12 protein-coding genes are annotated in these 12061 nt (G+C 66.0%); 6 read left to right on the top strand and 6 right to left on the bottom strand.

Translation table 11 applies throughout. From position 1 onward, the window contains the following. Window positions 1-18 precede the first annotated feature (18 nt). From ACODT0_RS22345 to ACODT0_RS22320, 6 genes are all read right to left on the bottom strand, one after another. Window positions 19-1557 carry a 2-isopropylmalate synthase gene (locus tag ACODT0_RS22345; RefSeq protein ID WP_057592482.1) on the bottom strand — a complete coding sequence of 513 codons (1539 nt, stop codon included), beginning with the start codon at window positions 1555-1557 and terminating at the stop codon, window positions 19-21. 50 nt (window positions 1558-1607) lie between these two features. After that, window positions 1608-3314 carry a 2-isopropylmalate synthase gene (leuA, locus tag ACODT0_RS22340; protein ID WP_413763700.1) on the bottom strand — a complete coding sequence of 569 codons (1707 nt, stop codon included), beginning with the start codon at window positions 3312-3314 and terminating at the stop codon, window positions 1608-1610. Between the two features lie 225 nt (window positions 3315-3539). After that, window positions 3540-4364 (bottom strand): CDP-diacylglycerol--serine O-phosphatidyltransferase, encoded by an 825-nt coding sequence (gene pssA / locus ACODT0_RS22335; RefSeq protein WP_057592484.1) that lies wholly within the window; start codon window positions 4362-4364, stop codon window positions 3540-3542. Between the two features lie 181 nt (window positions 4365-4545). Continuing rightward, complete coding sequence (gene ilvC / locus ACODT0_RS22330) at window positions 4546-5562, bottom strand: ketol-acid reductoisomerase (RefSeq protein ID WP_057592485.1); 1017 nt, start codon at window positions 5560-5562, stop codon at window positions 4546-4548. Window positions 5563-5708: 146 nt separating this feature from the next. Further along, window positions 5709-6200, bottom strand: a complete 492-nt coding sequence (ilvN, locus tag ACODT0_RS22325) for an acetolactate synthase small subunit (RefSeq protein WP_012747479.1) — start codon at window positions 6198-6200, stop codon at window positions 5709-5711. Window positions 6201-6341: 141 nt separating this feature from the next. Further along, window positions 6342-8126, bottom strand: a complete 1785-nt coding sequence (locus ACODT0_RS22320; RefSeq protein ID WP_057592486.1) for an acetolactate synthase 3 catalytic subunit — start codon at window positions 8124-8126, stop codon at window positions 6342-6344. 296 nt (window positions 8127-8422) lie between these two features. Here ACODT0_RS22320 and ACODT0_RS22315 point away from each other — a divergent pair, with 296 nt between their 5' ends. The 6 genes from ACODT0_RS22315 to ACODT0_RS22290 all read left to right on the top strand — a co-directional run bounded on the left by ACODT0_RS22315 (window position 8423) and on the right by ACODT0_RS22290 (window position 12039). Continuing rightward, a complete protein-coding gene (locus tag ACODT0_RS22315) occupies window positions 8423-8989 on the top strand; it encodes an RNA polymerase sigma factor (protein ID WP_057592487.1) in 567 nt (188 codons plus the stop codon). Beyond that, on the top strand, window positions 8986-9414 hold the full coding sequence (locus ACODT0_RS22310) for a DUF3619 family protein (protein ID WP_489042290.1): 429 nt from the start codon (window positions 8986-8988) through the stop codon (window positions 9412-9414). Before ACODT0_RS22315 ends, ACODT0_RS22310 begins: the two co-directional genes overlap by 4 nt. 75 nt (window positions 9415-9489) lie before the next feature. After that, a complete protein-coding gene (locus ACODT0_RS22305; RefSeq protein WP_489042289.1) occupies window positions 9490-10437 on the top strand; it encodes a DUF3106 domain-containing protein in 948 nt (315 codons plus the stop codon). Window positions 10438-10449: 12 nt separating this feature from the next. After that, window positions 10450-11013 carry an RDD family protein gene (locus ACODT0_RS22300; protein ID WP_057592490.1) on the top strand — a complete coding sequence of 188 codons (564 nt, stop codon included), beginning with the start codon at window positions 10450-10452 and terminating at the stop codon, window positions 11011-11013. Continuing rightward, window positions 11010-11417 carry a diacylglycerol kinase gene (locus tag ACODT0_RS22295; RefSeq protein WP_057592491.1) on the top strand — a complete coding sequence of 136 codons (408 nt, stop codon included), beginning with the start codon at window positions 11010-11012 and terminating at the stop codon, window positions 11415-11417. Before ACODT0_RS22300 ends, ACODT0_RS22295 begins: the two co-directional genes overlap by 4 nt. A gap of 31 nt (window positions 11418-11448) precedes the next feature. Further along, the gene (locus ACODT0_RS22290) at window positions 11449-12039 is read left to right on the top strand and encodes an LOG family protein (RefSeq protein ID WP_057592492.1); all 591 of its coding nucleotides are present in this window, start codon (window positions 11449-11451) and stop codon (window positions 12037-12039) included. The last annotated feature ends 22 nt before the right edge of the window (window positions 12040-12061 follow it).

Genomic DNA, 12061 nt, shown 5'->3' with positions numbered 1-12061 from the left:
CAAGGATCGCCCGAAAACCTAACCTTGTGCCGCCACTCTCTCAGCTTGGCTCTGTAACTTGTTGAGCGCACTCAAATAAGCCTTTGCCGACGCTACAACGATGTCGGGATCCGCCCCGACGCCGTTGACCACCCGCCCCGCGTTTTGTAACCGGACTGTAACTTCTCCCTGGCTTTCCGTCGAGCCACTGATGGCATTGACCGAGTAAAGAACCATCTCGGCGCCGCTCTTGACGTGCGATTCGATGGCCTTGAGGGAAGCATCGACCGGGCCATTGCCGTCCGACTCGCCCGTGACTTCCTTGCCATGGACGGTGAAGACGACCTTCGCCTGGGGGCGTTCGCCGGTTTCGCTGTGCTGAGCGAGAGAAACGAAAGCAAACTGTTCGCCAACGTTCGCACCCTCCTCCGCGCTGACAAGCGCGAGGATGTCCTCGTCGAAAATTTCGGACTTGCGGTCGGCCAGCTCCTTGAAGCGCAGGAAGGCGGCGTTGATCTCGCCCTCGCTCTCCATGGTCACGCCGAGTTCCTGCAGCCGCTGCTTGAAGGCGTTGCGGCCGCTGAGCTTGCCCAGCACGATCTTGTTGGCGCTCCAGCCCACGTCCTCGGCCCGCATGATCTCGTAGGTGTCGCGCGCCTTGAGCACGCCGTCCTGGTGGATGCCCGAGGCATGCGCGAACGCATTGGCACCCACCACGGCCTTGTTGGGCTGCACCACGAAGCCGGTGGTCTGGCTGACCATGCGGCTCGCGGCCACGATGTGCTGGGTGTCGATGTTCAGCGCGAGGCCGAAGTAGTCCTTGCGGGTCTTCACGGCCATCACGATCTCCTCGAGCGAGCAGTTGCCCGCGCGCTCGCCGAGGCCGTTGATGGTGCATTCGACCTGGCGCGCGCCGCCGATCTTCACGCCGGCCAGCGAGTTCGCCACCGCCATGCCGAGGTCGTTGTGGCAATGCACCGACCAGATCGCCTTGTCGCTGTTGGGAATGCGCTCGCGCAGCGTCTTGATGAAGTTGCCGTAGAGCTCGGGGATCGCGTAGCCCACGGTGTCGGGCACGTTGATGGTGGTCGCGCCCTCGGCGATCACGGTCTCGAGCACGCGGCACAGGAAGTCGGGATCGCTGCGGTAGCCGTCCTCGGGGCTGAACTCCACGTCGGCCACCTGGTTGCGCGCGAAGCGCACGGCGAGCCGGGCCTGCTCGTGCACCTCGTCGGGCGACATGCGCAGCTTCTTCTCCATGTGCAGCGGCGAGGTCGCGATGAAGGTGTGGATGCGGCCGCGCGCCGCGCCCTTGAGCGCTTCGGCGGCGCGCGCGATGTCGCGGTCGTTGGCGCGCGAGAGGCCGCACACCGTCGAATCCTTGATCGCGTTGGCGATCGCCTTCACTGCCTCGAAGTCGCCATTCGAGCTGGCCGGGAAGCCGGCCTCGATGACGTCGACCCGCAGCCGCTCGAGCTGCTTGGCGATGCGCATCTTCTCGTCGCGCGTCATCGAGGCGCCGGGCGACTGCTCGCCGTCGCGCAAGGTGGTGTCGAAAATTATGAGTTGGTCGGTCATCGTGGTTCTCCTTCGTTTCTGGCCACCTGGCGCATCGGGCGGGATGGGGTTCAGACGGTCGCGGTCTCCGATTGTGCGCTGTGCGCGCCATTGCCCCTGGCGCGCTCCACGCCCGAGACGATCGCCTTCAGCGACGCGGCGATGGTGTCCTCGTCGATGCCCACGCCGAACAGCGTGCGCGATTCGTCCACGCGCAGCTCCAGGTAGGCCACGGCCTTGGCATCGGCACCGGCGCCGATCGCATGCTGGTGGTAGTCGATGACACGCACCGCGTGGCCGGTCGCGGCGCTCAGCGCGTGCGTGAAGGCATCGATCGGGCCGTTGCCGCGACCTTCGATGGCCACGGTCTCGCCGTTCCAGGCCAGGTCGCCGCGCAGAAGCACCGAGGCGTTGGCGCCGCCCTTGCCCTCCTCCTGCAGCACACGGTGCTGGAGCGCCTGTACCGACTCGATGCCGTACTCGCGCACGAACAGCTGCCACAGGTCCGCGGCCGTGAGCTCCTTGCCCGCGACGTCCATCACGCGCTGCACCGTCTGGCTGAACTCCATCTGCAGGCGGCGCGGCATCTCGATGCCGTACTCGCTCTCGAGCAGGTAGGCGATGCCGCCCTTGCCCGACTGGCTGTTGACGCGGATCACGGCCTCGTAGCTGCGGCCGACGTCCTTCGGATCGATCGGGAGGTAGGGCATGTCCCAGATGTCGCCGTCCTTGCGCGCCGAGAAGGCCTTCTTGATCGCATCCTGGTGCGAGCCCGAGAACGAGGTGTAGACCAGGTCGCCCACGTAGGGATGGCGCGGGTGCACGGGAATCTGGTTGCAGTGCTCGACCGTGGCGCGGATCTCGTCGATGTTCGAGAAGTCGAGCTCTGGCGAGACGCCCTGCGTGTAGAGGTTCAGTGCCACGTTGACGAGGTCGAGGTTGCCGGTGCGCTCGCCGTTGCCGAACAGGCAGCCTTCGATGCGGTCGGCGCCGGCCATCAACGCGAACTCGCCGGCGGCGGTGCCGGTGCCGCGGTCGTTGTGCGGATGCACCGAGAGCACGATCGCATCGCGGCGCGCGAGGTTGCGGTGCATCCACTCGATCATGTCGGCAAAGATGTTCGGCGTGGAGTGCTCGACCGTCGAGGGCAGGTTGACGATGCACTTGCGCTCGGGCGTCGGCGCCCAGACCGCGGTGACCGCATCGACCACGCGCTTGGAGAACGCGAGGTCGGTGCCCGAGAACATCTCGGGCGAGTACTGGAAGGTCCAGCGCGTGCTCGGCTGTTTCGCGGCCATCTCGTTGAACATGCGCGCATGCGAGGCGGCGAGCTCGACGATGCCGTCCTCGTCCATGCCGAGCACCACGCGGCGCATCACGGGCGCCACGGCGTTGTAGAGATGGACGATGGCGCGCGGGGCGCCCTGCAGGGCCTCGAAGGTGCGAGCGATCAGGTGGTCGCGCGCCTGCGTCAGCACCTGGATCGTCACGTCGTCGGGAATGCGGTCTTCCTCGATGAGCTTGCGCACGAAATCGAACTCGACCTGCGACGCGGAGGGAAAGCCAACCTCGATCTCCTTGAAGCCGATGGCGACCAGGGTCTCGAACATGCGCATCTTGCGCGTGATGTCCATCGGCTCGACCAGGGCCTGGTTGCCGTCACGCAGATCGGTCGACAGCCAGATCGGCGCCTTGGTCAGCACGGCGTCGGGCCAGGTGCGGTCCTTGAGACCGATGGGCGCGAAGGCACGGTATTTGGCTTGAGGTTGCTTCAACATGTCGATTTCTCTGCTGTGATGGTTGGTAATCAACCAGCAACCCCAAAAAACAAAACGGCCCGTTGCTGGTGCGAACGGGCCGTGGTGATGGATTTGCGCGTGCGCTACCGTCTCCGCCCGTGAGGGAGAGCTAGTAGGGCCAGCAGCGAAATCATCTTCGTCATGAGGGTTGCGAATTTAGCACAGCCTTCGCGGCTTTGTGAAGACGGTGCAGCAATGCCTGTCTCAGTTGTGCAATCCGCGCTCGTCGGGTTCCTCGGTCGAGGTGCTGATCACGCTGGTCTGCTGCCCCTTGGCCTTGCGCCATGCATAGACCACGTAACCGCTCAGGCCGTAGACCACGAACAGGCCGAACAGCACCGTCGGAGGATGGATGTTGATGACCGCGATGCCGAGCGCGATCAGCACGATCACGGCGAAGGGCACGCTCTTCTTCATCTGCACGTCCTTGAAGCTGTAGAACGGCGCGTTGGTCACCATCGTGAGGCCCGCGTAGAGCGTGAAGGCGAAGGTGATCCAGGTGATCTGGGTCCACGAGAGGTACAGCACCTCGCCGCCGCGCTTGCCCCATTCGGTCATGAGCCAGATGAAACCGGCCACCAGCGCCGCGGCCGCGGGCGACGGCAGGCCCTGGAACCAGCGCTTGTCGACCACGCCGGTGTTGACGTTGAAGCGCGCGAGCCGCAGCGCCGCGCAGGCGCAATACACGAAGGCCGCGATCCAGCCCCAGCGGCCCAGGCCCTTGAGCGACCACTCGTAGGCGATCAGCGCGGGCGCGGCGCCGAACGAGACCATGTCGGACAGCGAGTCCATCTGCTCGCCGAACGCGCTCTGCGTGTTGGTCATGCGCGCCACGCGGCCGTCGAGGCTGTCGAGCACCATGGCCGCGAAGACGCCCAGCGCAGCGAGGTCGAAGCGCGCGTTCATCGCCATCACGACCGAATAGAAGCCGCCGAACAGCGCGGCCAGCGTGAACAGGTTCGGCAGGACGTAGATGCCCTTTCGCCGCTTGCGCGGCTGGACCTCGTCGGGGACGGTGTCGTCATGCATTGGATAGGTCTCCGTCCCTCATGGGCATTGTCGGCTCAGCTATCTCTTCGATAGCAATTCGGTCACTGGGTCGCATCCCCGGAAGTGTAGTTCAGGGGCACGCCCGCCCTCCAAGCAAAAGGGCCACCGCGAGGGTGGCCCTGGGGGAATCGGGCACCGGAGCGCCCTGCTCGCCTGGAGATCAGTTGCGGGTCTGGTCGACCAGCTTGTTCTTCTTGATCCAGGGCATCATCGCGCGCAGCTTCTCGCCGACGACTTCGATCTGATGCTCGGCATTCAGGCGACGGCGGCTGATCAGCGCGGGCTGGCCTGCGGCGGCTTCGAGCACGAAGCTCTTGGCGTATTCGCCGGTCTGGATGTCGCGCAGCACTTGCTTCATGACCTTCTTGGTCTCGTCGGTCACGATGCGCGGGCCGGTGACGTACTCGCCGTATTCGGCGTTGTTCGAGATCGAGTAGTTCATGTTGGCGATGCCGCCTTCATAGATCAGGTCGACGATCAGCTTCAGTTCGTGCAGGCATTCGAAGTACGCCATTTCGGGCGCGTAGCCGGCTTCCACCAGCGTCTCGAAACCAGCCTTGATCAGCTCCACCGTACCGCCGCACAGCACCGCTTGTTCGCCGAACAGGTCGGTCTCGGTTTCTTCGCGGAAGTTGGTCTCGATGATGCCGGCCTTGCCGCCGCCGTTGGCGGTGGCGTAGCTCAGCGCGAGGTCACGCGCCTTGCCGGTCTTGTCCTGGTGCACGGCCACGAGGTGGGGCACGCCGCCGCCTTGCGTGTAGGTGCTGCGCACGGTGTGGCCCGGGGCCTTGGGAGCGACCATCCACACGTCGAGGTCGGCGCGCGGCTGCACGAAGCCGTAGTGCACGTTGAAGCCATGCGCGAAGACCAGCGAAGCGCCTTCCTTGATGTTCGGCGCGACATCGTTCTTGTAGACGTTGGCGATCTGCTCGTCGGGCAGCAGGATCATGACGACGTCGGCGGACTTCACGGCATCGGCCACTTCGGCGACCTGGAGGCCGGCCTTGCCGACCTTGTCCCACGAAGCGCCACCCTTGCGCAGGCCGACCACGACCTTGACGCCGCTGTCGTTGAGGTTCTGCGCGTGCGCGTGGCCTTGCGAGCCGTAGCCGATGATGGCCACCGTCTTGCCCTTGATCAGGCTCAGGTCCGCGTCCTTGTCGTAATAAACCTTCATGATGTTCTCCAGATAGATATGCGAGTTGCAGTGTGTTGTGCCGTTCGTCCTGAGCCTGTCGAAGGGCTCAATGCAGTCCCCGCTCGCGCGGAGGCTTCGACAAGCTCGGCCCGAACGGACGGCGACCGAGCTCCGTTTTCATCGGGTCAGACCCTCAGGATGCGTTCGCCGCGGCCGATGCCGCTGGCGCCGGTGCGCACGGTCTCGAGGATGGCGCTGCGATCGATCGCCTCGAGGAAGGCGTCGTTCTTGCCATGGTCGCCGGTGAGCTCGATGGTGTAGCTCTTGTCGGTGACGTCGATGATGCGGCCGCGGAAGATCTCGGCCATGCGCATCATCTCCTCGCGCTCCTTGCCCACCGCGCGCACCTTCACCATCATGAGCTCGCGCTCGGTGTAGGCGCCCTCGGTCAGGTCGACCACCTTGACCACCTCGATCAGGCGGTTCAGGTGCTTGGTGATCTGCTCGATCACGTCGTCCGAACCGGCGGTGACGATGGTCATGCGCGACAGGCTCGCATCCTCGGTGGGCGCGACGGTCAGCGACTCGATGTTGTAGCCACGGGCCGAGAACAGGCCCACCACGCGGGAAAGAGCACCGGGCTCGTTTTCCAGCAGAACGGCAATGATGTGTTTCATGTGTGCGTGACTCCTCTTTTCGCCAGCGCGGAAGCTTTCGCTTTCGCCGCCCTCCCCCGCGCACGGTAATGCGCGGGCTCGGCGGGCAATAGATTCGTCAGTGAAAGGTTGAGAAACGAACGGTCGAAAACGGGCCGCGGATCAGAGATCCTCGGAGCCCAGCAGCATCTCGGTGATGCCCATTCCGGCCTTGACCATCGGGAACACGTTCTCGGTGGGGTCGGTGCGGAAATCCATGAACACGGTGCGGTCCTTGAGCTTGCGTGCCTCGCGCAGCGCGGGCTCCACGTCCTGGGGACGCTCGATCAGCATGCCGACGTGGCCATAGGCCTCGGCGAGCTTCACGAAGTTGGGCAGCGCATCCATGTAGCTGTGGCTGTAGCGACCGGAGTATTCGATCTCCTGCCACTGGCGCACCATGCCGAGGTAGCGGTTGTTCAGCGAGCAGATCTTGATCGGCGTGTTGTACTGCAGGCAGGTCGACAGTTCCTGGATGCACATCTGCACCGAGCCTTCGCCCGTGATGGTGAACACTTCCGCATCGGGCTTCGCGAGCTTGATGCCCATGGCGTAGGGGATGCCCACGCCCATGGTGCCCAGGCCGCCCGAGTTGATCCAGCGGCGCGGCTCGTCGAAACGGTAGTACTGCGCGGCCCACATCTGGTGCTGGCCGACGTCGGACGTGATGTAGGTGTCCGTGTCCTTGGTCATGTTCCACAGCGTCTCGACGACGAACTGCGGCTTGATCACGTCCTTGTTGCCCCGGTCGTACTTGAGGCAGTCGCGGTCGCGCCAGCCCTCGATGGTCTTCCACCAGTTGGCGAGCGCGCCGGCGTCGGGCTTGGTCGTGCTCTCGCGGATCATCGAGATCAGCTCGGTGAGCACGTCCTTCACGTCGCCCACGATCGGGATGTCGACCTTCACGCGCTTGGAGATGCTCGAGGGGTCGATGTCGACGTGGATGATCTTGCGTTCGTTCTGCGCGAAGTGCTTCGGGTTGCCGATCACGCGGTCGTCGAAGCGCGCGCCCACGGCCAGCAGCACGTCGCAGTTCTGCATCGCGTTGTTGGCCTCGATGGTGCCGTGCATGCCCAGCATGCCGAGGAACTTGCGGTCGCTCGCCGGATAGGCGCCCAGGCCCATCAGCGTGTTGGTGACCGGGTAGCCGAGCATGTCGACCAGCGTGCGCAGTTCGTTGGTGGCATTGCCCAGCAGCACGCCGCCGCCGGTGTAGATGTAGGGACGCTTGGCGTTCAGCAGCAGCTGCAGCGCCTTGCGGATCTGGCCGCCGTGGCCCTTGCGCACCGGGTTGTACGAGCGCATCTCGACCTTCTCGGGGTAGCCGGCGTAGGCCACCTTCTTGAACGAGACATCCTTGGGCACGTCCACCACCACCGGGCCCGGACGGCCGCTGCGTGCGATGTGGAAGGCCTTCTTCATCGTCATCGCCAGGTCCTTCGGATCCTTGACGAGGAAGTTGTGCTTGACGATCGGGCGCGTGATGCCGACCGTGTCGCATTCCTGGAAGGCATCCAGGCCGATCGCCGCCGTGGGGACCTGGCCCGAGATGATCACCATCGGGATCGAGTCCATGTAGGCCGTGGCGATGCCCGTGACCGCATTCGTCAGGCCCGGGCCCGAGGTGACCAGCGCCACCCCCACCTCGCCGGTGGCGCGCGCATAGCCGTCGGCCGCGTGGACCGCCGCCTGCTCGTGGCGCACCAGCACGTGCTGGATGGTGTCCTGCTTGTAGAACGCGTCGTAGATGTAGAGAACCGCGCCGCCGGGGTAGCCCCAGACGTACTGGACGCCTTCGGCCTGCAGTGCCTTGACCAGCACTTCGGCGCCCATGAGTTCTTGCGAGTGATTGCCGGCGCCGGAGGACGCGGCTGCTGCGGAAGCGAGTTCCGCCTTCGAGATTTCCATGATCAACCTTTGGAGTTTTTTCGGGAACGAAAAACCTTGGGTGCCCCTTGCCAACCCTTGTGGGGCCGCGCCAGGACTTGAGGCCAAAGCCATGGGCGGACTGATTGTTCCGCCGGACCGTGACCCGTTTGCCTTTTGACTTGCGACCGCGATTATGACACCGACGCGGCCTTCCGCCGAGCCCGTATCGCCCCGCAACACGATTCGTCAGGAGCGGCGGGCATAATTCGCGGCCAACAACGAGGCATTCCCGCCCGACATCCATTCCCACGCGGCGCCCGGCGCCCCTCTGACGCTTGGCCACCGAACAAGAACTCTCCGATTTCCTGAAAAGCGTCGAACGACGCGCTTTCAAGCGGTCGGTCTATCACGTGCGAGACGAGGAAGCGGCGCTCGACATCGTGCAGGACAGCATGATGAAGCTGGCTCAGCACTACGGCGACAAGCCCGTCGCCGAGCTGCCGATGCTGTTCCAGCGCATTCTTTCGAATTGCACGCTCGACTGGTTCCGCCGCCAGAAGACCCGCCGCGCGCTGTTCTCGAACCTCAGCGACTTCGAGGCCATCGACGACGACGGCGATTTCGACCTGCTCGAGAACTTCGCTTCCGAGACCGACTCCAGAGAGACCGAGAGCGCCGAGGACACCACGCGCCGGGCACAGGTCCTGCATGAGATCGAAGAACAGATCGCGGCATTGCCGGGCCGTCAACGCGAGGCTTTCCTGATGCGTTACTGGGAAGAAATGGACGTCGCTGAGACGGCCGCCGCCATGGGCTGCTCCGAGGGCAGCGTCAAAACCCATTGCTCGCGCGCCGTCCACGCTCTGAGCAAGGCGCTCAAAGCCAAGGGAATTTCGCTATGAATACTAAGGTTCCTATTTCTTCCGTCGCCGAAAACGAGTTCGGTCAACGCGTGGCCGCGCGCCTGTCGGCGGGCAACCAGGCGTTGCCGCACGACATCGGCGAACGCCTGCGCGTGGCGCGTGCGCAAGCCGTGGCCCAGCGCAAGCAGGCACCGCAGCTGCGTGCGGCGCCCGCGGTGGTGCAGTCGGGCAGCACCGCCGTCCTGGGCGGCGGTGGCTGGGGCTGGTGGACCCGAATCGGCACCGTGGTGCCGCTCGTGGCACTGGTGGCCGGCCTGATCACCATCAGCGTGATGCAGGACGAGGACCGCGCCAGCGAGTTGGCCGAGGTCGATTCCGCACTGCTCACCGGCGACCTGCCGCCAGCCGCCTACACCGACCCGGGCTTCGCGCAGTTCCTCAAGTCCGACGGCGCCTCCGATTGACGGCAAGCGGCCTTGCCGCTTCCGTCCTGGCTCCTCCTGCTCCTCCCCCACGCCTCCCTCCGACCGATCACCCGAATGCCACGCCGCACCCAGCCCCCCGCGATTTCGCCCCGCTCCTCGCGCTCGTGGTCGCAAGGCGTGGCGGCTCGCTTCGCCGGGGCCGGCATCGTGGCCGCCGCGGCGCTGGGATTGACGATCGCGGTCGCGCAGACCACGCCCGTGCGCTCGGAAGCGGTCCGCGCCGATACGCCCAAGGCAACGACCACCGGCACCATGGCCGCGTCCGCCGCCGCCAAGCCCGCGCAGCTCACCAAGCCGCTGTGGGCCGAGCTCACCGCCGAGCAGCAGCAAGCGCTGCAACCACTGGCTCCGCACTGGAACACGCTCAACGTCGGCCAGAAGCGCAAGTGGCTCGCGCTGTCGCGCAACTACGCCTCGCTGCCGGCCGAGGACCAGATCACGCTGCGCAGCCGCATGATCGAATGGGCCGCGCTCAGCAACCAGCAACGCGTCCAGGCCCGGCTGAATTTCGCCGAGGTCAAGCGCGTGCCGGCCGACGAACGCAAGGCCAAGTGGGAGCAGTACCAGGCGCTGAGCGAAGAGGAAAAGCGCAAGCTCGCCGAACGCGCGCCGGCCAAGCCCAAGGGCGCAGCCATTCCGGTGCGGCCGGTGTCCTCGCAGAAGCTCGTCGCCGTTCCGGCCGTCACTTCGACCGGCCAGCACACGCCCCGCATCCAGCTCGCGCCACCCGCGGCGCCCGCAACCCCAGCCATCGTGCCGGCGGCAGCCGTCGTCGCGAATCCGCCGGCGACCGTCCCCGGTACCGCCGCAACCGCGACAGCCACCACCGCACCCGCAGCGCCTTCCGTCGCGCCCCCTGCCACCTATACGCCTCAGCCGGTGCCGGCCGAAGCCCAGGTGCCGTCTCCGTACACTTCACCGTCCGGTCCGTCGACTTCGGTATCCTCCACACCGTCTTCCACTTCCGCGGGGCGCGCGGTCGATCAATCGCCCGCCCCCTGACCCAAGGTCTCGATGGTTTCCAGCCCTTCCGAAATTTCGGAGTCGGATTCGCCTGCCCCTGCCGCATCTGACGCTTCCCTTTCCATCGCACAAGCCCCGGGACTCTGGCGCCGCATGGCCTGCTGGCTCTACGAAGGCATGCTGCTGTTCGCCGTGGTGTTCGTCTCGGGCTGGCTCTTCAGCACGCTGGGCCAGATGCGCGACGCCATGGACGAGCGGCGCCACCTGCTCCAGGCCTTCCTCTTCATCGTGTTCGGCGTCTACTTCGTCTGGTTCTGGGCCAAGGGCCAGACGCTGGCGATGAAGACCTGGAACATCCGCATCGTCGACGCGCACGGCCACCCGGTCACTCAGCGCCGCGCGCTCGCGCGCTACCTGCTGAGCTGGATCTGGTTCCTGCCGCCGCTCGCCGCCATCGCGCCCTTCAAGCTGTCGGGCCCCGAAGTCACGGTGCTCGTCTTCGGCTGGGTGGCCATCTGGGCCCTGCTGGCGCGCTTCCATCCGCAACGCCAGTTCTGGCACGACGCCTGGGCCGGCACCCGGCTCGTCACCTCCAAGCCCATGAGCCGCCGATGAGCGCCCTGCCCGAACTTCCCGATCCCGCCGTCAATCCGCAGAAGGCCCGCAAGGGCTTCGATCGCGTCTGGCACGCCACGCTGATCTCGCTGCATGGCCTGCGCGCCGGCTGGGGCGAGCCGGCCTTCCGGCAGGAAGCCATCCTGTCGATGGTCATGATCCCCGCCGCCTTCTGGCTCGGCCGCAGCTGGGTCGAGATCGCCCTGCTCGCGGGCAGCGCGGTGCTGGTGATGATCGTCGAACTGCTCAACACGGCCGTGGAAGCGGCCATCGACCGCATCGGCCCCGAGTGGCACGACCTCTCCAAGCGCGCCAAGGACATGGGCAGCGCCGCGGTGCTGCTGTCGCTGTCGCTGTGCACCTGCATCTGGGCGGCAGCCCTGTGGACGCGCTTCGTGTCATGAGCGGGCCCGCCGCGCGAGGCATGATCGAGGGATGACCCCTGAATTTTCGATCTGCGTGTATTGCGGCTCGCGCCCCGGCGAGCGTCCCGAGTTCACAGAAGCCGCCACGGCGGTCGGCCGCTGGATCGGCCAGCAGCGTGGCCAGCTGGTCTACGGCGGCGGCCGCACCGGCCTGATGGGCACGGTGGCCGAGGCCACGCGCGCCGCGGGCGGACGCGTGGTCGGCATCATCCCCAAGGCGCTGGTCGACAAGGAACTGGCCAACCCGCTGTGCGACGAGCTGCACGTGGTCGACACCATGCACGAGCGCAAGGCGATGATGGGCGAGCGCGCCGACGCCTTCCTGGCCATGGCCGGCGGCATCGGCACCTTCGAGGAGCTGTTCGAGATCTGGACCTGGCGCCAGCTCGGCTACCACGACAAGCCGGTCGGCATCCTCAACAGCGCGGGCTACTACGACAAGTTGCTGGAATTCCTTGCCCAGAGCGTGCGAGACGGCCTGATGGGCGACTGGCAGATGAGCCTGGTGCGCACCGGCACCGAGGCCGAGCCGCTGCTCGCGGCGCTGCGTGCCGAGGTGCCGCGCCATCCGCGCGACGACCGGCTGGCCGAGAACCTCTGAACCTCTTGTGAAAGGCCGGCGA

The organism is Variovorax sp. FG153, from assembly GCF_057809595.1.
Note: the sequence above shows the minus strand (reverse complement) of the source record. Positions and strands in the feature narration are given on the sequence as shown.

Excerpts from the sequence above, each read along its gene's own strand:
- ACODT0_RS22345 (WP_057592482.1), bottom strand. The coding sequence starts at position 1,557 with ATGACCGACCAACTCATAATTTTCGACACCACCTTGCGCGACGGCGAG.
- leuA (WP_413763700.1), bottom strand. The coding sequence starts at position 3,314 with ATGTTGAAGCAACCTCAAGCCAAATACCGTGCCTTCGCGCCCATCGGT.
- pssA (WP_057592484.1), bottom strand. The coding sequence starts at position 4,364 with ATGCATGACGACACCGTCCCCGACGAGGTCCAGCCGCGCAAGCGGCGA.
- ilvC (WP_057592485.1), bottom strand. The coding sequence starts at position 5,562 with ATGAAGGTTTATTACGACAAGGACGCGGACCTGAGCCTGATCAAGGGC.
- ilvN (WP_012747479.1), bottom strand. The coding sequence starts at position 6,200 with ATGAAACACATCATTGCCGTTCTGCTGGAAAACGAGCCCGGTGCTCTT.
- ACODT0_RS22320 (WP_057592486.1), bottom strand. The coding sequence starts at position 8,126 with ATGGAAATCTCGAAGGCGGAACTCGCTTCCGCAGCAGCCGCGTCCTCC.
- ACODT0_RS22310 (WP_489042290.1), top strand. The coding sequence starts at position 8,986 with ATGAATACTAAGGTTCCTATTTCTTCCGTCGCCGAAAACGAGTTCGGT.
- ACODT0_RS22305 (WP_489042289.1), top strand. The coding sequence starts at position 9,490 with ATGCCACGCCGCACCCAGCCCCCCGCGATTTCGCCCCGCTCCTCGCGC.
- ACODT0_RS22300 (WP_057592490.1), top strand. The coding sequence starts at position 10,450 with ATGGTTTCCAGCCCTTCCGAAATTTCGGAGTCGGATTCGCCTGCCCCT.
- ACODT0_RS22295 (WP_057592491.1), top strand. The coding sequence starts at position 11,010 with ATGAGCGCCCTGCCCGAACTTCCCGATCCCGCCGTCAATCCGCAGAAG.
- ACODT0_RS22290 (WP_057592492.1), top strand. The coding sequence starts at position 11,449 with ATGACCCCTGAATTTTCGATCTGCGTGTATTGCGGCTCGCGCCCCGGC.